Source organism: Streptomyces sp. NPDC057565, from assembly GCF_042801455.1.
GTDB classification, from domain to species: Bacteria; Actinomycetota; Actinomycetes; order Streptomycetales; family Streptomycetaceae; genus Streptomyces; species Streptomyces yanii.
In genome coordinates, this window is the sequence record NZ_JBHVFU010000013.1 from 160,444 (window position 1) to 183,041 (window position 22,598).

Annotated in this window: 18 protein-coding genes and 2 pseudogenes; 6 read left to right on the top strand and 14 right to left on the bottom strand. The window is 67.8% G+C overall.

From position 1 onward, the window contains the following. Positions 1–364: 364 nt before the first annotated feature. Positions 365–1,891 carry an MFS transporter gene (locus tag ACFU8W_RS24050; RefSeq protein ID WP_384040677.1) on the top strand — a complete coding sequence of 509 codons (1,527 nt, stop codon included), beginning with the start codon at positions 365–367 and terminating at the stop codon, positions 1,889–1,891. A gap of 120 nt (positions 1,892–2,011) precedes the next feature. On the opposite strand, the gene ACFU8W_RS24055 is transcribed toward ACFU8W_RS24050, so the two are convergent. Further along, entirely contained in the window at positions 2,012–2,437 is a 426-nt protein-coding gene (locus tag ACFU8W_RS24055; RefSeq protein ID WP_384040680.1) for a DUF4267 domain-containing protein, read from the bottom strand. Between the two features lie 323 nt (positions 2,438–2,760). After that, positions 2,761–3,207 (bottom strand): anthrone oxygenase family protein, encoded by a 447-nt coding sequence (locus ACFU8W_RS24060; protein ID WP_384040683.1) that lies wholly within the window; start codon positions 3,205–3,207, stop codon positions 2,761–2,763. 91 nt (positions 3,208–3,298) lie between these two features. Here ACFU8W_RS24060 and ACFU8W_RS24065 point away from each other — a divergent pair, with 91 nt between their 5' ends. The 3 genes from ACFU8W_RS24065 (at position 3,299) to ACFU8W_RS24075 (ending at position 7,100) form a co-directional block, all read left to right on the top strand. Continuing rightward, positions 3,299–3,877 (top strand): TetR/AcrR family transcriptional regulator, encoded by a 579-nt coding sequence (locus tag ACFU8W_RS24065; protein ID WP_384040686.1) that lies wholly within the window; start codon positions 3,299–3,301, stop codon positions 3,875–3,877. A gap of 662 nt (positions 3,878–4,539) precedes the next feature. Continuing rightward, positions 4,540–6,303, top strand: a complete 1,764-nt coding sequence (locus ACFU8W_RS24070) for an aminotransferase class I/II-fold pyridoxal phosphate-dependent enzyme (RefSeq protein ID WP_384040689.1) — start codon at positions 4,540–4,542, stop codon at positions 6,301–6,303. A 56-nt stretch (positions 6,304–6,359) separates the two neighbouring features. Further along, positions 6,360–7,100 carry a phosphatidate cytidylyltransferase gene (locus ACFU8W_RS24075; RefSeq protein WP_384040762.1) on the top strand — a complete coding sequence of 247 codons (741 nt, stop codon included), beginning with the start codon at positions 6,360–6,362 and terminating at the stop codon, positions 7,098–7,100. 344 nt (positions 7,101–7,444) lie between these two features. Here the strand turns inward: ACFU8W_RS24075 and ACFU8W_RS24080 are convergent, their stop codons facing one another. The 5 genes from ACFU8W_RS24080 to ACFU8W_RS24100 form a co-directional block, all read right to left on the bottom strand. Beyond that, positions 7,445–7,894, bottom strand: a complete 450-nt coding sequence (locus ACFU8W_RS24080; protein WP_384040691.1) for a hypothetical protein — start codon at positions 7,892–7,894, stop codon at positions 7,445–7,447. 270 nt (positions 7,895–8,164) lie between these two features. Next, on the bottom strand, positions 8,165–8,617 hold the full coding sequence (locus ACFU8W_RS24085) for a DUF6069 family protein (protein ID WP_384040694.1): 453 nt from the start codon (positions 8,615–8,617) through the stop codon (positions 8,165–8,167). Positions 8,618–8,914: 297 nt separating this feature from the next. After that, positions 8,915–9,913: an RNA polymerase subunit sigma-70 gene (locus tag ACFU8W_RS24090; RefSeq protein WP_384040697.1), complete on the bottom strand. Its 999-nt coding sequence runs from the start codon at positions 9,911–9,913 to the stop codon at positions 8,915–8,917. Positions 9,914–10,049: 136 nt separating this feature from the next. Next, positions 10,050–10,280, bottom strand: coding sequence for a transposase family protein (locus ACFU8W_RS24095; protein WP_384040765.1), 231 nt, complete (start codon positions 10,278–10,280; stop codon positions 10,050–10,052). A 16-nt stretch (positions 10,281–10,296) separates the two neighbouring features. Continuing rightward, positions 10,297–10,815 carry a transposase family protein gene (locus ACFU8W_RS24100; RefSeq protein ID WP_384040700.1) on the bottom strand — a complete coding sequence of 173 codons (519 nt, stop codon included), beginning with the start codon at positions 10,813–10,815 and terminating at the stop codon, positions 10,297–10,299. Positions 10,816–10,930: 115 nt separating this feature from the next. On the opposite strand from ACFU8W_RS24100, the gene ACFU8W_RS24105 reads away from it, so the two are divergent. Continuing rightward, positions 10,931–11,326 carry a hypothetical protein gene (locus ACFU8W_RS24105; protein WP_384040703.1) on the top strand — a complete coding sequence of 132 codons (396 nt, stop codon included), beginning with the start codon at positions 10,931–10,933 and terminating at the stop codon, positions 11,324–11,326. An 899-nt stretch (positions 11,327–12,225) separates the two neighbouring features. Here the strand turns inward: ACFU8W_RS24105 and ACFU8W_RS24110 are convergent. Continuing rightward, positions 12,226–12,306 (bottom strand): annotated as a pseudogene (locus ACFU8W_RS24110) (AAA family ATPase); the annotation flags it as partial. A gap of 688 nt (positions 12,307–12,994) precedes the next feature. Beyond that, positions 12,995–13,447, bottom strand: coding sequence for a GNAT family N-acetyltransferase (locus ACFU8W_RS24115; protein ID WP_384040706.1), 453 nt, complete (start codon positions 13,445–13,447; stop codon positions 12,995–12,997). Positions 13,448–14,039: 592 nt separating this feature from the next. Between ACFU8W_RS24115 and ACFU8W_RS24120 the strand changes: the two genes are divergently transcribed. After that, positions 14,040–14,552 (top strand): protein phosphatase, encoded by a 513-nt coding sequence (locus ACFU8W_RS24120; protein ID WP_384040709.1) that lies wholly within the window; start codon positions 14,040–14,042, stop codon positions 14,550–14,552. Positions 14,553–14,693: 141 nt separating this feature from the next. Here the strand turns inward: ACFU8W_RS24120 and ACFU8W_RS24125 are convergent, their stop codons facing one another. From ACFU8W_RS24125 to ACFU8W_RS24145, 5 genes and pseudogenes are all read right to left on the bottom strand, one after another. Beyond that, positions 14,694–14,921 carry a hypothetical protein gene (locus ACFU8W_RS24125; RefSeq protein ID WP_384040712.1) on the bottom strand — a complete coding sequence of 76 codons (228 nt, stop codon included), beginning with the start codon at positions 14,919–14,921 and terminating at the stop codon, positions 14,694–14,696. Positions 14,922–15,387: 466 nt separating this feature from the next. Beyond that, positions 15,388–15,525: a hypothetical protein gene (locus ACFU8W_RS24130; RefSeq protein ID WP_384040715.1), complete on the bottom strand. Its 138-nt coding sequence runs from the start codon at positions 15,523–15,525 to the stop codon at positions 15,388–15,390. A gap of 218 nt (positions 15,526–15,743) precedes the next feature. Next, positions 15,744–16,149 (bottom strand): annotated as a pseudogene (locus ACFU8W_RS24135) (HAD family hydrolase); the annotation flags it as partial. Positions 16,150–16,631: 482 nt separating this feature from the next. Next, a complete protein-coding gene (gene hemC, locus ACFU8W_RS24140) occupies positions 16,632–17,567 on the bottom strand; it encodes a hydroxymethylbilane synthase (RefSeq protein WP_384040718.1) in 936 nt (311 codons plus the stop codon). A 404-nt stretch (positions 17,568–17,971) separates the two neighbouring features. Then, positions 17,972–22,354, bottom strand: a complete 4,383-nt coding sequence (locus tag ACFU8W_RS24145) for a S8 family serine peptidase (protein WP_384040721.1) — start codon at positions 22,352–22,354, stop codon at positions 17,972–17,974. Positions 22,355–22,598: the final 244 nt, after the last annotated feature.

The window sequence follows — 22,598 nt, forward strand, 5'->3', positions numbered from 1 at the left end:
CGAGCGGGTCACACACCCGGAGGCTGTCCACGTGAGTTCCGCTCCGGCAGCCCGCGTCCAGGCCCTCGCCGGCGGCGTCGACGCGTGCCCGCACTTCCGACCCGACACCGCGCTCGTCCCCAAACCACCCAACCGCACAGGTGGGAGACCTGCGGGCTGCTGACTCGGAAGGTACGCGACAGCCCAGGTCACAAGCCGGCGGTCTGCTCCGATCAGGCAGACCGCCGGACGGCCGACGAGTCCACGGGCCTGACCCATGTCGGCGCCCGCGAGTACGACCCGGGCATCGGCCAGTTCCTCAGCGTCGACCCCGTTCTGAGCCTCAACCAGCCGCAGTCCCCACCCTCTCAGGAGGCAGAGTCCCATGAGCCGAGGCGGAGAAGTAGTCACCGGAACGGTCACGACGAAGGTTCCCGCGAGACTGGACCGCCTGCCGTGGTCGCGATGGCACCGGATGATCGTGATCGGCCTGGGCACCGTCTGGATCCTCGACGGCCTGGAAGTTACCGTCGTCGGGAACATCGCCGGCCGGCTCTCGGAAGCCGGCAGCGGCCTGCCGATCACTAGCGCCCAGGTCACGGGCGTCGCGGCAGCGCTCTATGTGGCGGGCGCCTGCTCCGGCGCTCTCTTCTTCGGCTGGCTCACGGACCGTTACGGCCGTAAGAAGCTCTTCCTGATCACTCTCACCGTCTACCTCACGGCGACGGCGCTCACCGCCGTCTCCTTCTCCGTCTGGTGGTTCTTCCTCTTCCGCTTCCTGACCGGGTTCGGTATCGGCGGCGAGTACGCGGCCATCAACTCCGCCATCGACGAGCTGATCCCCAGCAGGTTCCGGGGCCGCGTCGACCTGATCATCAATGGCAGTTACTGGCTGGGTGCGATGGGTGGTGCTCTCCTGTCGGTCCTCGCACTCGATACCGACATCTTCCCCAAGGATGTCGGCTGGCGGCTGACGTTCGCCCTCGGCGTCGTTCTGGGACTGGCCGTCCTTCTCGTACGCCGTCATGTGCCGGAAAGCCCGCGGTGGATGTTCATCCACGGACAGTCCGAGGAAGCGGAGAAGGTCGTCGATGAAGCGGAAAAGGCGATCGAGGAGGAGACGGGCCGCCCGCTCCCCGAGGCGGAGAACGAGATCACTGTCGAACAGCGACGCAGCGTCGGCTTCATTGAGATCGGGAAGACCGTCTTCCGTGACTATCCCCGGCGCGCGACGCTTGGCTTCGCGCTCTTCGTCGGACAGGCGTTCCTCTACAACGCGATCACATTCGGCTTCGGCTCGATCCTGGTCACGTTCTTCGACGTCTCCACCGGAACAACCGGCTACTTCTTCGCCGCCATCGCGTTCTGCAACTTCCTGGGCCCACTGTTCCTGGGCCGTCTCTTCGACACCTGGGGCCGCCGGCCGATGATCGCGGGGACCTACATCCTCTCCGGAGTGCTGCTGTTCCTTACTGCCTGGCTGTTCGATGCCGGACGGCTCGACGCCATCACGATGACGCTGTGCTGGTGCGTCGTCCTCTTCTTCGCGTCGGCGGGTGCGAGTTCGGCCTACCTCACGGTCAGTGAAATCTTCCCGATGGAGACACGGGCCATGGCGATCGCCTTCTTCTACGCGATCGGCACGGCGGCCGGCGGTATCTCCGGCCCCCTGCTCTTCGCGGGCCTGACGCAGAGCGGAGTTGTCGGGGACGCCGCTCTCGCATTCTGTGTGGGGGCGGCCCTGATGGTGATCGCCGGCCTGGTGGCCGCCTTCTTCGCGGTGGTCGCAGAACAGAAGTCGCTGGAACAGATCGCTGCGCCGCTTTCGACGGTCACGTCACAGGACAGCGCTCTGCGCCGCGGGGCCGACGCGAAGAAGCCGGGGTCCCCGCCTGGCACGCCGGCGGGGTGACGCCCTGGCGTTGTCACGTTCGACTCGGGCCGTGGGATGATCTTGGTGTAGATCGTCGCGAGGAGAGGCTTGACGATCAATAGGAGCATCAGGCGAATACCGACACGCGCCAAGGTGGCGTTAGGCGGGCTGCGGGGCGGGCGTTGTTGGAGCAGTCGCGATCTTGCGGGTCTCGTGCATTATCAGCAGGCCGTTGACCATCATCAGTGTCGCGGTCAGGCCGTGGATGCCGAGCGCGGTGGCCACGGAGCCGTGGTGGGCCAGCACGGTGGTCATGTCGCCGTAGGCGGCGAGGGCCTCCACCAGCAGCGCCCAGCCCAGCGCCCGGCGGTGGCCCGTCACCAGCAGGATGCCCAGGACCAGGGCCAGGACGACGTCACGGATTCCCTTGATGATCAGGAAGCCGTCGCCGTCGCCGGACGGCCAGCTCGGCAGGCCGAAGCCCGGCGCCGTCGTCTCCGGGCTCAGGATGAAGTCCGTCCCGAACCAGAGGATGAAGAGGATGAAGGCGGCGGCCAGGACGGTGTTGATCTTCTTCAGCAACATTGTTCTTCTCCTTGCGAGTCTTCGTCGGCTTGGTGAGCTTCGTGGAGCTTGTTGAGTCGTGTGGGGCCTGATCAGGCCGCGCGGACGCGGCTGATCGAGGGGCGTAGCTTGTCGGGATCGCAGTGGTGGGGTCTGAGCGGCAGCTGCATTCCCGAATGTCGGGATCTCGGTGGCACCTGCCGCCCGGGGGTGGGGGTTGTGCGCCACCGGTGCGGCGTCGGCCCGCGGGGTCAGAAATCCGAAGCCCTGTCGGGCTCACCCCGACGGGGCGAAAGCTGTCGACATACAGGAGCGAACCAGTGCATGTCGGGGCGGCTTTGGTATCAGGTGAGGGCGGCGACGAGCAGGGTGAAGGCGGCGATGATGATGGCGACGCGGACGTAGTGGTAGCGGTCCCAGCGGTTCATCTGCTCCTTCCAGTCGGCGGGCCGGTTGTCGGGGGTCCACGTCTTGCCCCGGTTGTTGATCGGGACGAGCAGCAGGATCGACATGATCACGCTGACGATCAGCAGTGCGGCGGCGGTGATGACGAGGCCGGTGCCGTGGTGGTGCCATCCCGCGACAGCCCAGACCGCGGCGAGGACCAGTGAGCCGATGTACCAGAACGGCATCACGGCGCCGAGCATCCGGCCCCCGTGGGAGTGGGCCTGCTGGTTGCTGTCCTCCGGGAGGGCGTTGAAGATCGGGTTCATGACGAAGGCGACGGAGAACTCCACTCCCACCATCAGGCCGACGATCACGGTGGTGATGACCTCGAGTGCGCTGAGCATGTGCCCCTCCCGGGATCTAGCGTTGCTAGCTGATGTGAGCAACGCTAGTACTACTGCCGCTTGCTTGTCTAGCGGTGCTAGGATTCGAGTTATGTCAGTACAGGAACGCAAGGCACGCGAACGGGCGGTCCGCGAGCGCCTCATCGTGGCGACGGCCCGTGAACTCGCCGAGCAGCAGGGCTGGGACGCGGTCACCACGCGCCGGCTCGCCGAGCGCATCGAATACAGCCAGCCCGTCCTCTACAGCCACTTCCGGGGCAAGCGCGAGATCATCGGCGCCGTCGCCCTCGAGGGCGCCGCCGAGATGGCCGTGGCGGTGCGGGCCGCGGCGTCCGCCGCGAACAGCCCGCGCGAGCGGGTCGCCGCCCTCGCCCGTGCCTACCTCGACTTCGCCGAGCGCAACCCGGCGGTCTACGACGCCCTGTTCCAGCTCGACGGCGGCCTGGCGTACGCGCAGGAGGACACCCCGGAGCCGCTGAAGGACGCCTTCGCCGCGCTGATGGAGAGCCTGGGCGAGGTCGCCGGGGACGGCGTCGACCCGGGGCTGTTCACCGAGGTGTTCTGGGCGTCCCTGCACGGACTCGCGACCCTGACCCGGGCGGGACGGCTGCTGCCGAAGGACGCCGAGCAGAGGGTGGAACTGCTGGTGGACCGGCTCGCCGTGCTCTGACACACCATCCCGGCGGGCACACGGCCGGGGCCCTCGCACCCCACCGCGTGCCCGCCCACGGCAACGCTTCGGGTCACCCGCGTCCGCACGGCACAGCCACAGATCGCCGGGCCCCACACCCCAGACGGGCACCCGCCCCGCAAACTGAGATGCTCATTGATCACAACCCGATACGCGCCCCAGGACCCACAGTCGGATGACAACGTGAGGTAGGGCTTCATGGCCAGCGGTCCGACAGCTGCACTTGTCGCGGCTTCCGGGGGCGTGGGGCTGCTCCACAAGATGATGGCGTAGCGGTCGGTGATGGGCCCAACCAGTCGATCGACGGATCTGGCTTCGTTCACTTTCAGCAGCAGCGTTTGTCCGGCACTTTGGGCAGCATCTGACGGTCGATGGGGGCTCTGGCACAACTTCTGTGACGCCATCACTGCCCGTCACGACAACAGGGCTCGCTTCCGGAGGAGTTGGAAGCCAGCGCGGCCGAACATCTGTGCCGGGGCACGGCCAGCGCCGGTGGTTCGGCACCTGCCCATGGACTCGGCCCTGACCTGGACCGCTTCCAACTCCTCCGCTGTCCGGCTGAGTACGCGTACTCAGGTGCCGTCTGCCGGACTCCCCCATGCTGGGGCGCGAACGCCGGACCGTCTCAGGGGGAGATACACATGGACCACACCCTGCAGCTGCGCACTGCCACGCCTCGGGATCACGACTGGATCCACGAACTGCGCCACCGCGTGTACGCGGAGGAGCTCGGCCAGCATCCGGTGGATCCGTCGGGAAGGCTGAGTGACGGACTCGACGGCGACAACGTCTATCTCGTGGCCGCGCGCGGCGAGACGCGGATCGGCTTCGTCAGTCTCACCCCGCCATGGGTCGGCCGCTACTCCCTCGACAAGTACCTGACGCGCGAGGAGCTGCCGGTCCTGACCGAGGAGGCGCCGTTCGAGATCCGCGTCCTGACCGTCGAGGAGCACTGGCGGTCCACCGCGGCGGCGCCACTGCTCATGTACGCGGCGCTGCGCTGGGTCGCGGCGCGGGGCGGCCGCCGGGTGGTGGCGATGGGACGCACGGAGCTGCTCGACATGTACCTCGCCGCCGGGCTGCGGCCTGTGGGGCGCACGGTCCGCTCGGGCGCGGTCTCGTTCGAGGTCCTCAGCGGTTCCGTGGCCGAGCTGACGAGGACGGTCGCGGAGCGCCACGGCCGGATCCTGGAACGGCTGCGGACGGGCCTCGACTGGCGGCTCGACGTGCCCTTCGCGCCGCGTGCGGACGGCTGTGAGCACGGCGGGGCGTTCTTCTCGGCGATCGGCACCGGCTTCCGGACCCTGACTCGCCGTCACGAGGTGGTCGCGGCGGATGTGCTGGACGCCTGGTTCCCGCCGTCCCCAGGGGTCCGCGCGGTCCTCTCGGAGGATCCGGGGTGGGCGGCCCGGACCTCGCCGCCGACGGGCGCGGAGGGACTGCTCGCGGAGATCGCCGGGGTCCGCAGGCTGCCGGTGGAGTCGCTGGTCGTCGGGGCGGGCTCGTCCGATCTGATCTTCCGCGCGTTCGGCCGGTGGCTGACGCCGGGGAGCCGGGTGCTCCTGCTCGATCCGGGCTACGGCGAGTACGCCCACGTCACCGAGCGGGTGATCGGCTGCCGGGTCGACCGGCTCCAGCTGCGCCGGGAGGACGGCTGGCTGCTCGACCCGGCCCGGCTCGCCACCGCGACCGGCGACGGACGGTACGACCTCGTGGTCGTGGTCAACCCGAACAACCCGACCGGCCGCCACGCCCCGGCCGACGCGCTGCGCGCGGTGATCGAGGCCTCGCCCGTGCGGACCCGGTGGTGGATCGACGAGGCGTACCTGGGGTATGCCGATCCGGCGGACTCGCTTGCCGGGCTCGCCTCGGTCGACGCCCGGGTCGTGGTCTGCACCTCGCTGTCGAAGATGTACGCGCTGTCGGGGATGCGGGCCGCGTACCTGGTGGCCTGCCCGGAGACGGCCGGGGAGCTGCGGCGCTGGACGCCGCCGTGGCCCGTGAGCCTGCCGGCCCAGCTGGCTGCCGTGACGGCGCTGCGCGACCCCGCCTACTACTCGGAGCGCTGGGCCCGCACCCATGTGCTGCGCCGGGGACTGGCGTACGGCCTCGAGGAGTTGGACGGGTTCTCCTCGGTCGACGAGGGGGTGGCGAACTTCCTCACGGTGACCCTGCCGCCGGACGGACCGAGCGCGGCGAGGCTGGTGCGCGAGTGCTGGCGGCACGACGTCTTCCTGCGTGACCTGTCGCCGATGTCCCCGGCGTACGAGGGGCGGACCGTCCGGATCGCCGTCCGCGACACGGCGGAGAACGCGCGGATCGTGACGGCGTGCCAGAGCGCCCTGGACGCGCTGCGCACGCCGGCCGCAGTGGTGTCGGGCGCGCCGGGACGGGTCTCCCGGTGACGGTCGCGGGTCTCGTGCCGTACCTCGGCGGGGCACTGGCGGTCGGAGGCGTCGCGGTGGCGGCGACCCGGCGCCGTGAACTGATGGTCCGCTGGTGCGTGTGGGCGCTCGGAGTGCCCCTGGTGACCGCCGCGTTCTGGCTCGGTCCACCGGGGATCGCGGTGCTCGCGGCCGTGGTCGGTGTGGTCGCGGTGGCGGAGTTCGGCGGGCTGCTCCGGCTGGGTCCGGTGGACCGGGCGGTGCTGGCCGCGGCGCTCGTCGGACTCGTCCTCAGCGCCTGGCTGGCCCCCGGGGAGGTGCTCCGGGTGGCGGCGGCCGGGGCGCTTGCGATTGCCGGGGTGCCGTTGCTCTCGGGCGACGTGGAGCACGGGCTCCGCCGCCTGGGGGCGGGCCTGCTGGGGCTCGTGTGGCTGGGCGCCCTGGCCGGCCTCGTATCGTCCGGCGCCCTCGGCCTCGTCCTGTTCGTGGCCGTGTCGATCGCCGACATCGTCGCGTACGCGGCGGGTCGCCGTCTCGGCGGCCCCCGGCTCTCCCCGCTGTCGCCCGCCAAGCGGTGGAGCGGCACGCTGGCCGGGGCCGCGGCCGGTCTCCTCACGCTGGCCGTGCTGTCCTCCTTGACGTGGCAGACGGCGGTGGCCGTGGCGGTCGGCGGCCCGCTCGGGGACCTGCTGGAGTCGATGGTCAAGCGGGGCGCCCGCGCCAAGGACGCCGGCCGGTGGCTGCCCGGCTCCGGCGGCATCCTCGACCGGATCGACTCCCTCCTCGTCGCTCTGGCGGTGCTGTTGGTGCTGGAGTGAGCCACGGGGCGGTGGCTTCATACGCGGCAAGCGGCTTTGGCTCAACTTCTGTGACGCGGCTCCCCTGAGTGACAGCCAGGTCCCTTCGAGTCGTACGTGAAGTCGCTGCTTATTGCCTGGCCAGGACCATGCGCTGATGTCTCGGATGCGCTCCAGGGCCCGGCGGACCTCTGAGACGGGGCAGTACGACAGATGCTGTCGGGCCGGACGGAAGGTTTCAGCGAGCGGGGTTGTGAGCTGGACGCTGATATCTTCCGTGCGACGAATCGGGCGGTGCGAGCACACCGGTCACTTCAGTGCCCGGTGCGCCTTGGCGTGCGGTTCACCGTGCGGTGTTGGGACGGTCAGCGTTTGACGCGGCTGCGGACGGCCAGGACCGCGAGCCCGAGGAGAACGGGTTCGGTGAGGCGGGAGGTCATCTCGGTGTGGGTGCCGGCGGTGGTCAGGTCCTGGCCGGAGGAGCGGAAGACCACCGAGTTGATCACCACACGTACAAATTTCTCGAAACGCTTGGTGGTGACGCGTTCACTCAACGGACCGGTTGGGTTGCGCGGGTCGGGTGTGTCGGTGATGAGCTTGAGGTTCTGCCCGGTCCTGACCTGCTGGCCGGTGGTTTGCGGTTTCGGGTCGTTGGCGGGCAGGCCCCACAGCATCATTACCGTGATCGTGGCTGCCACGGCGGCCACCAGCCAGGCCAGGGCGCGCGTAGCGCGAAGTCCGTAGCCCGACAGCGCCCAGTAGGCGATGAGAAGCACCCGCTCACCGAAGGGGCGAGTGGTGTCGTGGCGGCGCATCTCGCATTCGCCGTAGTAAAAGTCGGCGGCGTCCGGCTCGTTCTTGCCGTCCTCCAGGGACTTGCGCAGCTACCAGTACAGGGCGGCCACCGCCGGCTTCAGCTCGGGGGCGCCCTGCGGCGGGGGCGTCCAGCCTAGGGCTGGGGCCGGTCCGGAGTGGCGGGCGGTGCGTACCCGCCAGGAACCTGGAATGGAGGGTGGCAGCACCGGGGGCCACGTTAGTGCGCTCGCGCACGCCCTTGCGCCGCGCATTGTTCCGTTGCGCCATCGTCAATCGGTCCGGGTGCGCAGGCTCAGCGCCAGGGTGGGGATCATCACCGTCGCAGGGACGAGGTGTAGCCCGAGGAGGGCGGTGGTGGTGGCGGTGTTTGCCCCGGAGAGGAGGGGCGGGACCAACGAGATCGCGGTCAGCGACACTGCCGTCCACACGAATCGCTTGGCGGGGCGAGCGCTCCAACGAAGAAGAGCGACGGCAATGACGATGCCCACGACCGAGAAGAAGCCGGTCACCACGGCGAACCCGGACAACGGGACCGTCTCGCCACCATCGGAGACCTCGAAGTCGACGCCAACGGCCTGGGCAAGCGCCGCGGCGAGGGTGGTGGCCACCATCGCTGCGAGCGTGGCAATGAAGCCGGTGCCGACGAGCCCGCGGAGTCGGTGGGTATGGCTGGTCCGGCCCGATGCCGGGCCGACGACCCCGGTGTCATTCATGCTGTTCATGTCGCTCCTCCATCATTCGGTAACTGGCGTACGGGGTGTTGACTGGCATGTGACGGTCCTGGCCCTGGGGGTGACGATGCGCACCCTCGCCGTGCGACGGCCGGGGTTCCGCAGGGCGCGGACGCCGGTGCCGCGGAGCCAGAACCCGGCGTCGCGTCCGAGGACCGGCCCCGGGCTCGCCGACGTGGAGCTCCAGCTGCACCCACCCGCGGGTGACGACGCCGAACGCGTCGCACCACTCCGCCGCGACCATCGCGACACGCGCGCCACCGCGCAGCGCGAGCGTCGACACCGGGACTACTCCGTGCCGTCCGCCGGCAGGCGCTCCGGCAGCCCGAGCCGCGGAAACTGGTCGTCGTGGAAGATGACGATCTCGGTGATCGCCCCGCCGGTGACGCGCACGACGTCGATCGTCAGCGGCAGGTACGCGCCCTCCCGCTTCCGCCAGAGGTAGAAGGCGACGGCGGGCTGCCGATTCACGGAGGTGAGGACGCCGCGCAGGCCCTTCATGCCCTCGAAGCCGCTCTCGATCCAGTCGTTCACCACCGCGTCGCGGCCAACGTACAGGCCCGGCGTGGGCGGCATCGAGCACCGGACGTCGTCCCGCAGCATCGAGGCGAGCGCCGGGACGTCCGTGGCCACGCTGGCGTCGGTAAAGCGGCGAACCAGCTCGCGCGTCCCGGCGTCCTGTTCGCCGCCGGTCCAGTCCTGCCGCTCGGCGGGCAGGTGCTCCCGCATGCCGGCGCGGGCCCGCTGCAGCGCGCTGTTCACGGAGTTGACGGAGTCCCCGAGGAGCTCCGAGACGTCCTTCGCCGGCCAGCCGAGCACGTCCCGCAGGATCAGCACGGCCCGCGGGCGCGGCGCGAGGTGCTGGACTGCGACCAGGTACGCCAGCTCGATGGTCTCCCGCGCGACGGCGACGGTCTCCGGCTCGTCCGCGTCGCCCGCGGGCAGCTCGTCGAGGAGCCGGTCCGGGTAGGGCTGCAGCCACTGCACCTCGCCGCCGGTCGCGGGCTCCGGGCGGCGCTTGGCGAGCAGGTCAAGGCAGGCGTTGGTGGCGATCCCGTACAGCCAGGCCCGGAACGTCGACCGCCCCTCGAAGGTCTCCCGCCGCCGCCAGGCACGGAGGAACGTCTCCTGCACGGTGTCCTCGGCGTCCTCGAACGACCCGAGCATCCGGTAGCAGTGCACGTGCAGCTCCCGCCGGTGCCGCTCCGCCAGCCCCGAGAACGCCGGCTCGTCGACCTCGCCCAGCCCGCTCACGCCCAGCTCCTCCAGCCGCGTGTCCGCACTCATCACGTCATCCTTCCGCCTCGTCGTGTCCCGTCGTAGGTGTGACGGGTGCGGGCGCGAAAACTCATCACTCAGGCTTGTCCCGAAAATGATCTCTGACTCGTGTGGACGAGGTCGGTGATCAACCACGACCGCTCGCCTATCCGGCGAGGTTGAGGTTGTGCAGGCGGGCGATGCCGCGCATGGCGTAGTGGACGCCATCGCCCTTGAGGCGGCAGTCGCGGAGGATCTTCCAGGTCTTCATTCGGGCGAAGACGTGCTCGACACGGGCGCGGACCTGCTTGTGGGACGTGTTGTGGGCCGTTTCCAGTCGGGCAGTTCTTCGCCTTTGCGGCGGCGGTGAGGCGTGACAAGCCCTGTGCCTGGACAGCCACCGTCGGCGATCGTCATCGTCGTGCCGACGATGGCCTCCCGCCGGACTCCTTCCACGCCTTGCAGTCGTTGCGGTTACCCGGAAGGGGCCGGCCGATCACCACGACCAACCGGGTATCGGCGTCGATGACGACCTGGTGGTTCGTGGAGTACTGGTAGTTCTTGGACTGCTCAGCGATGAGGTGGTCGCGGGTGGGGACCAGGGTGCCGTCCACGATGAGCACGGTGTCCTTGCTGAACCGCCTGCGGGGCCGCAGGGCAAGCGCGGGACCGGGGTGGTCGATAATCCGGTCGGCCGCGGACTTCGCGATGCCGAAGAGCGGCGTGAGTTGACGCATCGTCAAATTCCTGCGCCAGTAGGCCGACACGAGCAGTACCCGGTCCTCCAGCGGAAGGGGCCACGGCCGGCCCTTGCGGACCGGATCCGCACCTTCGCGGCGCAGCGCGGTCACCAGCTTCTTGAAGGAGCGCGGGCTCAGCCCGCTGAACGGGGCTGTCCAAGACGACTCCGACGCCGTGATCACACCAGCCACCACAAGATCGTTCCATGATGCCCGGCACAACATCGCGATCCTCTATCTCCCCGCCCCGCGCAGGCCACGCCGCAATCCTGTAGCAACGCCCACGTTCAGTCTCTACAGTCACCGCATGGCCACCGAAGACGAGCCCCCAAGTCAGCCCGACATCGTCGCGATGCTCACCGACCAGACGAGCGCGTGCAAGCCAGCACGCGAGGCCATCGCCGCCGGCGCCGAGGTAAGGGTTGGGGACGGGGAGGTGCCCCAGTGGATGGTCGCCGGCATCGCCGCAACGAGGTTGAGACGGTCGTTGGCCCGCGGCTGGCCCGAGACCATCGGCCTCGACGAGACCGTTGAGATCCTCGCGCGGCACCGCGGCGAGCAACTACGTGCCGGGACCATCGACCCAGCAGACCGGTCCTGGTTCTTTAATCTGTACTTCGACGCCACCGGGACCGAGCTCTTGGCGTGCAGCGGCGTCAAACGCCCTCCGAGGCCCAGCACGAAGGACTCGTTCGAGCCCTGAGGTGATCCGCATCCGCATCACCGGTCCTCTGTCCGACCGTAGCCGCCACTATCGCGACCGCCTCGGGCAGCCGGGTGACCGCACTCTCGAACGCGACCACGTCCGCGGGGGCGAGGACCTGGTCGAGGCGGCCGAGCTGACTGATGATGCGAGCGGACCCGGTCTCGGCAGCGATCCCAACTGTAATGCGCTGAGCGCAATACTCAATGAGCTTGAGACCAGCCAGGGTTGGCGCCCTGTCGCCGTCCCCGCCCCGGGCCCGGAACCGGAGCCGGGGCGGGGAAGCCCTTGTGTGGCTGCATAGGTGAAAACGAAGAACGAATGTTGGCCAGTGCTGGCAGCAGTTTTGGCCTGACGTGCCTGAGGATGTCGGTCAGAACTAGGAACGGCTGAAGGTTCAGATATCGATTCGACGCATCCACCAGGGGTGGTCTGGGGGCGCGAAGGGATTGTTGAGCGTGCGCTCGAGGACGCGTTCGTCTGCGGGCTCGATGACTGCGCTCAGCTCGCGTCGTGCCTTGGACCTCAGGGCATGGAGTGTGATCTCCAGCAGGGTGCGGACGTGATAGTCGCCGTTACGGAGGTCTGTGTCATCGCGCTCGTAGAACCGATCAAGGTCCCCGCGTGGCCGCCGGAAATCGGCATTCCAGCGGCGGAACGCGTATGCGACCTCGCCTGCGGGGAGGCCGTGACTTCGTTCGAAGACGGCGATCTGCCTGTTTGCCGAGGCGGACAGTCCACGGATCACGGGTGCCCGCCGATGGTGCGTTCGGCGTCGCGGGAGCTGCGTCCTGATCTCGCCCGGTGACCGGCGAGGCATGAACACTTCCAGAAGGAAGACGTTGGGTCGACCGACCCTAGAACTCGTTCGCGACAGAGATCAAGTCCTCAGGGTCGGCTCAGCTGACCGGCTGCTGTTCGGCACGCGCACGGGTGGTGGCGAGACGGTAGGAGTCGGTGCCGGTTTCGATGATGTTGCCGAGCGCGGCCGCGGAGGACGGCGGGAACGGCCAGGAGGGAAGGAGCGGACACGACGCCGCAGCCCAGAAGGGCACGTCGACTGGATCAAGATGCTCAAGCGCCAGATGTTCGGCCGAGCAGGCTTCGCGCTCCTTCGCAAGCGAGTCCTCCTTGCGTAACAGCCTTGCCGAGCATCGCGAAGATCCAGTGTCTGGTCGTGGATGTCGCACGAGTGCCAGGATGCGTGCCGGAGCGCAGACGGATCCGGAGGGAACGTATGCGACCGTTGTTGGCAATGCGTAAGTGGAGTACACGGCGCAAAGTGACTGCTGCTGCGATGTTGCAATGCTGTTGGCTAGGCGTGCTGATCACCGCCGTGATCATCTGAGGCCTCTCGCTCTCTGTCCCCGTCGTCATCGCGATATGGGCTGGGCCAGCCCTGGGAGGAGTGGCCGGCACCTGGGCCGCCTCGAAGGCATCTACTAGATGTAGATCTGTCACCGCTTCACCGAAGTTGAACCAGAACCTCTCTAGGAACAGCGTTTGTCGACCGGTTTCGAAGGCAGGTGATGATTGCCGGGCTGACGGCTGTCGATGAGAAATGACGGCACGGTTGTGTCTACGACGCGTGACGGCCGGATCCTCATCCGGCGGGGGGTTGGCCGGTGAATGGTGAACATGTCCTTGCCATGACCGGGGGGCGAGTCTCTATGGCGCCGTTTCACGCAGGTCAGGGCGGTTCCTGGGCAGTCCGAAGCCCGCCATCTGCTTCTCCTCGTAGGACAAGAAGCCAAAGCTCCGATAGAAGGCATGGTTGCGCTTGCCTTCCGGTGACGACTCGTGGTCCGTGGAGAGGACGAAGAAGCGGCAGTGCGAGTAACGGCGCATGAGGTCCTCGACCAGGGCCCGACCGACCCCCTGCCTGTGGTGCGCAGGGTTGACCACCACGTCTTGGACATAGCAGATGTGCTCGTCGTCAGAGACGGTCCGGGCCAGTCCGAGGAGCGTTCCTGAACCGTCTCGTGCGGTGATGACAAGGTGAGAGTTCCGCAGGCCGCGGCAGAGCTTGTCGACGTCGGCGGTGTAGCCCTCCCAGCCGACCGAGTCGTAGAGGCTCAGCATCTCCTGAGGGTCGAAAGCATCCTCTTCCGCGATGAACACACCAAACCCCCTGCGGCGGTGCCGCTTCTCGATGCCGACTTCTCACCGCATCTGACTTCACGCTCGCCAGTCACGTCAAGATCGGCAACAACCGACCTCAGCCGGCCTGGGCGGGTTCTTCGGCTCAGGCTCGTGTGCTGGCGAGGCGGTAGAGGAGCGAGCGCCAGCCTGGGGGCGGAGCGATGCCGAGATCGAGGCCTTGGCATCCGAAGCGGAGTCCTGGCCGTTGGCACCGGCCGCCGGGAACTGCGCTCCGCTCTGCTGGAGATGAGCAGCCGGACCCGCCCCTGCTGAACCAGAACGCCCGTCCGGCCAGCCGGTTCCGCCGAACCGCCGCCGCCTGGCGAGGCTCACTCACCGGTACGCTGGCCGCTTCGTGCGGGGTGCGTATCCACTCCGCGTCACCAGCGGCAGGAAGCCGCTCCTCTCACGCCTTCGTCGTGGTCATGCGCATCCCTGGCGTCGCACATGATCAGCCGAGGGTCGCCCGGGCGTCCAAGAATTCCCCGCCCAACAGAGCAAGTTCGAGGGACCATTCGAGCAGGGACGCAGTTTCACGACCGACTGCCTCAGCCTGCGAAGGGGACCTCAGGTGAAGACACGTCACAAGAGCCGCGGCATACCCGAGCCGCAGGCTCCTTGGAACGAGATCGTGCCGGGGCTGTGGATGGGCGGCCACTACTGGATGGATGGCCTGGGCGAGGTCCATCAAGCCGTCGTGGACCGCGAATTTGAGTTGGTTATCAGTCTGTTCACCCGTCCCGATCACGGTCCTGCCCCAGACGTCGACCATCAGGTCGCCGAGATCCCCGATGACCTCCTCACCTCCGCACAGCTCAGCACCGTCCAACAGTTGGCCTGGTACGCAGCGCGCTCCGTCGGTGACGGACATCGGACATTGGTCCGGTGCAACGCGGGATTCAACCGCTCGGGCTTGCTCGTGGGACAGGCCCTCATCGAGCTGGGCTACGAACCGACCACAGCGATCGACCTCATCCGGCAGCGGCGGTCTCCTTGGGCCCTCAACAACCGGATCTTCGAGGAGTACCTCGCAACCTGCCTCGACGTCGCCTGTCTCCTGACCAGTCTGGACACGCCTTCCTGACCGAAACGAGGCAGGCGCACGGCGAACTCGAGCCCGCTCTCCTGCCTGCCCCTGTGCTACACAAAATCATCCGAACACACGTGGCTACGCGTGCGGACGCCTACGGTGTTGCCGTAAAACCCCGCCGGACCTGGATGATGCTCACCTCGCGACCGGTGCGCTCACCGAAACGGCGCTCTTGAAATCGGTGAGCGTGAGCGTGCCTTGAATGTCAGGGTCGGACGCGAAGTGGATGTCCTGGCGCACGCGTACGATCCGGCCCTCCTTGTCGATCCATACGTCGGCGTCGATTGCGGTGGCGGGGCGCAGTTTGCGCCCGACGGTTCTGTCGACCGATTCGATGTCTTTCGGGGTGAGGCGGGCCGACACACGGACGATTTCGCTCCCCCGGTGCACGGAGCCGCTGTGACCGAGTATGAGGTGCACGTACTGCGGAAGCCGATCCGTGGGAATGCCGCCCTTGGCTGCCGACGCAGGGAACTCCTGCCACACACCGTGAGAGCCGGATGTGGTCACACCGGCACCGCTCGCCGGGTATCGGTGGATGATCGGTGTCATGGATGCCGGCGCAGTGGCGTGGTTGGGGGCGGGGGCTGCTCTAGCGGGAGCGGCGCTAGGCGCCGGAGGTGCTTTGGGGGCGGCCTATCTCAGTGGAAGGTCGCAGGCCCGGTCGGCTCACGTGCAGTGGCGTCGGCAAGTACGACGGGAGGCCTACGCCGAGTTTCTCGCCGCTGCGATGGAACACCACAACGTGACTCAAGAGACCCACCACCTCGTCCGGCGGGACCGGCAGGCCCGTGACCAGATCAGGGAGACGTCCCGTCGGGGGCGCGAGTTACTGGGCGTTCTCGATCGGCGTGGTGCGGTGGTCGATGTTGAGGGACCGGACCTTGTGGCCGCTGCCGCCCTGCGAGTCCTCGACTCCGAGAGAGAATGGGCGGCAACGGTCCTGGGCACGTGGTGCGTTACCCATCCGAATCGCTTGTTCCGTGACCACTTCCCCCCCGACGAGCAGCGGGCAAACGCGTTGGAGGCTCTGCGAGTCTTCCGGCGACTCGCGCGTACCGCGCTGGACGATCCAGGCGGTGCGCTGGAGCCGCGCAGATGACTCGAAGGAGCGTTGCCAGGTCGCAAGGAGACAGGCGGCCCGCACCACCGCCAACCACACCCGAGACAACTCAGAGATCATGCATCCGGCTTGGCGACACCCCAATCCGCCGAGGTGGCAACGAGGTCGGCTGGAAGGCCGAGCGCGCAAAGCATCTCGCCGGCCTTTGCCGGTCTGGTGCCCGGCGACGATCACACGGATGTCAAGCTTGCGAAGTCCTTCGAGAGCAAGGCGTACATCTGGGTGGAGGTCCGTCTTTTCGAGGTACTCACCCTGGCCAGCTGCTCCGCGGGCAGCGGACTCCGGGGCGATGTCGATGTCCGGACAGGTTGTGCGCAACGCGTCTGTGTTGTCGCGACCTTGGGTGACGACGGCACCGACGAGGGCGCTGACGGTGTGTCGTGGAACGCCGAGCCAGTCGGCCCAGGATGCCCAGTAGCGGTCGTCTCGGGTGCGGGTTTCTCCGATGTCGAACACCACTGCGCGAATGACGGGCCGCATCCTATGCGGGCGCCCGAACCCGAGTACTGAATGTTGCAGCGGTCATCAGAACACACACGCCACTGCGGGTCACCATGTCCGCCAGCAGGGAGACGCGACTGCACATTCCGGCTGGCGGCGCCATCACCGCCGTCCTGCCCCACGAGGGCCAGGACCAGCCGGACCGGTGTCGCCCTTCAATCTGCGCAGTCCAGAGACAGACTCTGGGGTGGTCAAAGAGTCGGCTTGGTCGGCTTGGTTCAAGTTCTCCTACAGCGACGTCCGAGGAAGAACGTGCAGGGCAACAGCCGGCCTGGGGCCGACCCGACACCTATCGCCTCAGGGTGCCATGGCCCCTCAGGAGATCGGACCGCTCCCCGGCACCCACGCGGCCAGAGGATCGCTGCGTCCGGAGCGCGGCGCTAAACCCCGTACGTGGTCTGCAAAAGTGGTCTTGAGTCCGATGAGAGATCCGGTACTTCGGACGGGATTCAGTGCGCGATGCCGTCGATCAGCTCGCGTGCGCCCTGGCGCAGCAGGCTGACGGCGACGGAGGTGCCGAGGCTGGCGGGGTCAAGGGGGCCGGCCCATTCGTGGGCGTTGAGGACGGTCTTGCCATCGAGCGAGAAGGTCTTGGCCCGTAGGGACAGTTCGCCGTTTCCTTCGACCCGTGCGTATCCGGCGATGGGGCTGTTGCAGTGGCCCTGCAGTACGTGGAGGAACATCCGCTCGGCGGTGGTCTCACGGTACGTGGCAGGGTGGCCGAGTGGGCTTACGGCGTCGATCAGGGCGGTGTCCCCTTCGCGACACTGCAGGGCCAGGATCCCGGCTCCGATCGGCGGGCACATCACCTCGGGTGACAGGATCTCGCTGATCGCGTCGGTGCGGTCGATGCGTTCCAGTCCGGAAACGGCCAGGAGCAGGGCGTCGGCCTCGCCTGCGGCGAGTTTCTCCAGGCGGCGATTGGCATTGCCGCGCATCGGCACGCATTCCAGGTGCGGGTGGGACGCGGCCAGCTGAGCGATGCGGCGCACGGAGGAGGTACCGATCCGGGAGCCGGCCGGGAGCTGGTCGAGCTGCAGGCCGTCCGGGTGGATGAGGGCGTCTCGGATGTCGTCGCGTTCGAGGAAGGCGGCGAAGGTGGTCCCCGCAGGCAGGGGTCGGTCGGCCGGGATGTCCTTGACGCAGTGCACCGCGAGGTCTGCCTCCCCGGCCAGCAGGGCCTGGTCGACTTCCTTGGTGAACGCGCCCTTGCCCTCGACCTGGGAGAGGTCACCCATCCATTTGTCGCCGGTCGTCTTGACGGGGACGACTTCGGTGTCAGTGGCGGGGTGGACAGCGGCCAGTTCGGCACGGACGCGCTCCACCTGAGCAAGGGCCATGGGCGAGTCACGGGACACGATGCGGATCAGCTCAGGGGCAGACATGCCGCTCACGATAGCCCGTCGGATGTGGGTTCCGATGAGCGCCCCGAACGCCCATGTCGTGCGAGTGGAAAGCAAGTCGGTTTGATCGGACAGACGTGTGAGGAACATATCGTCGCGGGGCTGGTGGTCGTCGGGACATGTGGATTGTGGTCTTGGGGCGGAGGAAGCCGAGAGCGTCCGGAGCTGCGAGGAAGGCGTGGGTACACCGATGCCGCTGTCGCTGCCCGACTGGGGATCAGCCTGCGGACCATGCAGCGCAGGGTCCGCAGGCTGATGGATCTGGTCGGCACCGATTCCCGGGTGATGCTTGGCTGGCACGCGCGGGACCGGGGCCGGCTTTGAACGCCTTCGTCCCGTCGAGCCGCCGACTGCGGTGGCTCGACGGAACGAGATGGCGCCGGGGCCTAGTTGCCCAGACCTGCCGGGATCCTCAGCATCACCGAGCTGGACCAGGCGGCGTTCGGGCCGCCCTCGCCGTAGACCATCAGCTGGTGGTGATCGTTGATGTCGAAGCTGTAGGTCGGCGTGAATCGATCACCGGCAGAGAGCGGCACCATGCCGGACAGATCCCAGAGCCGTCCCTGCGGGTCCCACATCGCCGACACCGCGACGTCCGGGAAAAGTTCGACAGTTCCGAGGATCCACCCGTCGTCGGTGACTTTCTCGCCGGTTGCGTTGTATCCGTAGTCGGCGAGGCGCTGCATTCCGCCGGCCTTGGTCCACACGAACGCGTCGTCACCGCTGGTCCCCACGACAGTCCTGGAGGCGTTCACATCGTTCGCCTGGGCCGAGTTCTGTCCCGGAAGCGTGCCGAGATCCTGAACAACACCTGACGTCGCATCCCAGGCGACCGCGTGCGGCGCATGGCCATCGGTGCGCGAGGCACCGACGATCATTCCGGCGTCGTTGATGGCGCGCGGCTGGGTTCCCGTCAGATCCGAGGACAGGTGGGCCAGCTTGCTGAACGTCCCATCCGGCGTCCGCACGAACCCGTCACTGTAGCTGTGGTTCTTGCCGTCGGACTCCTTGACGACTGCTTCGGAAAATCCGGCGACCACCCCCTTGTTGTTCACGGCGGTCGCATAGCCGCTGGAATAGGGCCGCCAATCCGGGACGCCGAGCACGGTGAGCGATCCATCCTTGGCCCATTGGGCGGGAAGATAATGCAATGCACTGTCCGTCGTGATACCGACGGCGATCTGGCCGTCATTCAGGTCCAGAGCCGATCCGTATCTGCCCCCGGCAAGATCCAGGTTGGTGAACCCGTCGGCGGCCGTCCAGACGGTCGGCGTCATCCTGGAGTTGTACTGGCGATCCCCCGCGACTACGCCGCTCTCATTGAGAGCCGCGCCGACGAATGGCGGGGCCCACGCGACCAGATCGAGTTTGGGGACATCGACAGTGGCGATCGTGACGTCCGCCGCCCCGATGATCGTGCCGTACTCGTTGGCCACTCGGACCCGGCCGACCATGGGATCCTTGGTCAACTGCCGAGCGCTGACAATCATTGCCCCGTCGACCGGCATCGACTGGCCCGTGGCAACCGTGTACTTCACGTCGGATTTCGGCGTGATCGTGCCGAGGCCCTTCGAGTACATCTCTTGGTGGTAGTCGAACGTGACGTTGTCTCCGGGCACGGCGACTCCCGCGACCACGATGAAGTACGTACCCGGCTGTGGATCATCGATGACGATGTGCTCGGGCGAGTCCCCGGTCGTGGTGCTCTGGCCTATCGGCCTGCCGTTGAAATACACATAGAAGTCCAGATCGGCAGCGTCTCTGGGCGTCAGCGTCACGTCGAGTCGGGTCGTCCGACGCGGAACATAGAGCATGTTGGACGTGATTTCGCCTTGCGAGACCGTCGAGAACAAATTGCGGACATCGCCGATCTCGCCAGTTGCGACGTGGGCGATCGCGGGGCCAAAGGTGTTCGTCCCCGTCGAGCCTACATTCGTCGGCGAGTTCATCGTCACCTTGTCGACTGTGACGGTCCCCGGATCGAACGACATGCCCTGCAGCGAAACCGTCGCTGTGTACGGGTTCTGTTCGACCGGAGACGTCCTGCGAGACTCGATCACGAACTCCCAGATACCGGGTTTGGGTCGGTACACCGGTCGTGCGGTGGCGTTGCACTTCGCCGGGTCGGTGTAGTTGGTGTAGCAGTGGTAACTGGCGTTGGAGTCCGCGGGCATGCCGTCGGGGTCGATGGGCAATGCGCGGACCTGGCTGCCGTCGGCGAGCCCGCCCAGGGTCAGCTGCAGTGCTTCGACGCCCTCGGGAACGGGCACCAGCAGCGAGGTGGTTCCGGTTCGGCCGAGCGTGCCGGAACTGGTGACCGCGTAGTCGGGTTTGGCCAGCGGCTTGGTCGCCAGCACGGTGACGGCAACGAACTGGTCGATGCCGCCCGTCGCCGGGTCATCAATGGTCAGGATCGCGCTATGCACGCCGGAGGTCGTCGCGGTCGCGGTGACCGTGATATCGGTCGCCTTTCCGAGCTGCAGGGGCATTGCCGCGCGGGCGCTGAACGTGCCGTCGTTGCCGATCCAACCGATCTGGTGCACGACGTTCCCGGCGGCACCGCTGGTCCGGGTGACGCTGACCTTGTAGGTCTTCTGCGCACCGGTCACCTGGCCGCCTTCCGTTGGCAGACAACGGTTGTAGATGCCGACGCCGGTGTTCGGAGTCGCGAGCAGGCCGGACAGCGAACTACAAACGGGAGCCGACACAGTGAGCTCATTGGTGTTGATGCCGGCGCTGAGCTGCTTCCAGGCCGCGACGGTGTCGATGATGCCGGCGCCCTGCGCGACCGTTGGGACGCCGGGGATCGGGTCGGCGGTGCCGGTCAGGGCGGTCTTCAGCGCCGCCGAGCTGACTGTCAGCGAACGGGCCTTGGCGGCCGATAGCAGCAGCGCCGCCGCTCCGGCGACCTGCGGGGCCGCCATGGAGGTGCCGTTGGCCATGCCGTACCCGGCCGGCAGCGAATACCCGGCCTCGGGGACGGCTTCACCGGACAGCCACATCGGGATCGAGGAGATGGCGGCGCCGGGCGCGGACACCTGCGGCGCCAGTGCTCCGTTCTCAGCGGGGCCGCGGGAGGAGAAGCCGAAGATGCCCTGCTTCGTGGCAACCTTCGACCCGTAGCCGGCCCACCAGGTGTCGGAGCTGACGGACGCGGAGACCGAGATGGCCTTGCCCGCCACGGACGGCGAGCTGACGGTGTTGGTGCCGAGGCCGTCGTTGCCGGCGGCGATGATGATCTGGACGCCGTAGTGGCCTATCAGCTTGTCGTAGAGCGCGGCGATCACGTCGGAGCCGTCGTTCAATGCGGGAAGCCCACCGATGGACAGGTTGACGACGTCGACATGGCGATTGGCGACCAGGTCGATCATGCCCTCCGTCAGTGCCGCCTGGGTGCAGCCACCGCCCCAAGTGCAGGCGCGGGCGGACACGATCTGCGCGCCCGGTGCGGCGCCGTGCATCTGGCCGCCGAACATCGACGTGCCGGCGGTGATCCCTGCCACATGGGTTCCGTGCGAGGCGACCGGCAACCCGATAGACACGTAGTTCGCGGTCTTGCCGACGTTGCTGCCGCCGAGCGGGGAGAGATCGACGTTGTCGCGGTACTCGACGACGAACGGGATACGCTCGTTCTGCGGTGTTGCGGGGTCGTCGCTCCCGAAGTGGCCGACCTGGCGGTCGACCGCGAACGGGGCCATCGGTGTCTCGTCGGTGAGGTCCTGGTTGTTGTTGCCGTCGACCCAGATCCGGTGTGTGGTCGGGTCGTACAGAACCCCGTGGAAGTCCCGGGTGTCGCCGTCCCGGTTGAGGTCGCCCTCGAAGTCGCTCCCGGCCGTCGCACTCTCGTAGAACACGCCGAACTGGAACGTGCCCTCCGGGATCGTCCAGGTCTTGCCCAGGTAGCTGAACGTCGGACCCGTCTTGGTGGTGGACATCCGCACCCAGCTGCCGTCGCGGTCGGTGACCGGATCGGTCTCGGTTACCCAATCGACAATCTTGGGCTTGCCGTCGCTGGTCTTCTGTAGCGCGGGATGCTCGACGTCGACGCCGGTGTCCAGCACGCCGACGACCGTGCCGCGCCCGTCCCAGGCCGGGTTGTCCTTGACGAAGGCCTCGGCGCCGGTCTCGTTGATCGGTAGGTACGGGTTGTCGGCGGGCGTGTTCGCGCCGGGCGCGGTCGGCCCCGCAGCCTTCGTTGCCGCCGTCCTCGCACCCGCGGCGCCCAGATCCGGGCCCGGGATCTTGTACGTCCGGTTCAGGTCGATCGCCGCAACCGACCGAAGGCCGGCCAAAGTGGTTACGCTGTCGGTCGGGACGGTCGCCCGGACGTAGCCGACCTTTCCGGTCACCGACCCGACGGTCCCGCCGGCCTTCTCCACCGCGGCGACGACGTCTTCGGTCGCGCCCTTCCGGGCCAGCATCAACACCGTGACAGACTTCTTCTTCGACGCCTGCGCCTGCTGCAGCAGCCTGGTGTCGGCGTTGCCCAGCTTCTCGGCCGCAGTATCCGACAGCGAATCGTCGGTCAGCGGCTGGAACCCGTCGGTCTTCCCCGCCCTGTAGATCGAATCCGGGTTGTCGCGCCCGGCCCGGTCGTCGAGCCCAGCAACGGGCGACCGACCCGGCCCCTGTGGCCCGTCGGGATCAGCGGGTTCGACCTTGCTCGCGCCAGCACTCTCGGAGCCAGTCGGGCTGGTCGGGTTGGCGGCTGCGGCCGCAGGCGCAATCAGCGTCGCGGCGATCAACACGGCCGACGCCGCGGCAATCACACCTGTTCGTCTTCCTCGTTTCATCGTGCTCCTAACCAAGGGGTGAACCATCACCGTGCGGCCAAGCCCGCAGACACGAGGACACCTGAGCCGCCTGGCCAATCTCACAGTTGGGTCCGGGCAGGATCAACGGACCGGGTGAGGCGGATGTGGGCCATGGCGGAAGGCCGCCACACTCGGCGCAGACCCACCGCTCCCAGTCGGTTGAAGTTCGGTCGAGGCGGTTGGTGAGGGTGGCGGGGTG

Bases quoted from the DNA above. Each gene is read 5' to 3' on its own strand.
- hemC (WP_384040718.1), bottom strand. From the start codon at position 17,567: ATGTCTGCCCCTGAGCTGATCCGCATCGTGTCCCGTGACTCGCCCATG.
- ACFU8W_RS24090 (WP_384040697.1), bottom strand. From the start codon at position 9,913: ATGAGTGCGGACACGCGGCTGGAGGAGCTGGGCGTGAGCGGGCTGGGC.
- ACFU8W_RS24055 (WP_384040680.1), bottom strand. From the start codon at position 2,437: ATGTTGCTGAAGAAGATCAACACCGTCCTGGCCGCCGCCTTCATCCTC.
- ACFU8W_RS24070 (WP_384040689.1), top strand. From the start codon at position 4,540: ATGGACCACACCCTGCAGCTGCGCACTGCCACGCCTCGGGATCACGAC.
- ACFU8W_RS24065 (WP_384040686.1), top strand. From the start codon at position 3,299: ATGTCAGTACAGGAACGCAAGGCACGCGAACGGGCGGTCCGCGAGCGC.
- ACFU8W_RS24105 (WP_384040703.1), top strand. From the start codon at position 10,931: ATGGCCACCGAAGACGAGCCCCCAAGTCAGCCCGACATCGTCGCGATG.
- ACFU8W_RS24060 (WP_384040683.1), bottom strand. From the start codon at position 3,207: ATGCTCAGCGCACTCGAGGTCATCACCACCGTGATCGTCGGCCTGATG.
- ACFU8W_RS24080 (WP_384040691.1), bottom strand. From the start codon at position 7,894: ATGCGCCGCCACGACACCACTCGCCCCTTCGGTGAGCGGGTGCTTCTC.
- ACFU8W_RS24130 (WP_384040715.1), bottom strand. From the start codon at position 15,525: ATGGGTAACGCACCACGTGCCCAGGACCGTTGCCGCCCATTCTCTCTC.
- ACFU8W_RS24050 (WP_384040677.1), top strand. From the start codon at position 365: ATGAGCCGAGGCGGAGAAGTAGTCACCGGAACGGTCACGACGAAGGTT.
- ACFU8W_RS24085 (WP_384040694.1), bottom strand. From the start codon at position 8,617: ATGAACAGCATGAATGACACCGGGGTCGTCGGCCCGGCATCGGGCCGG.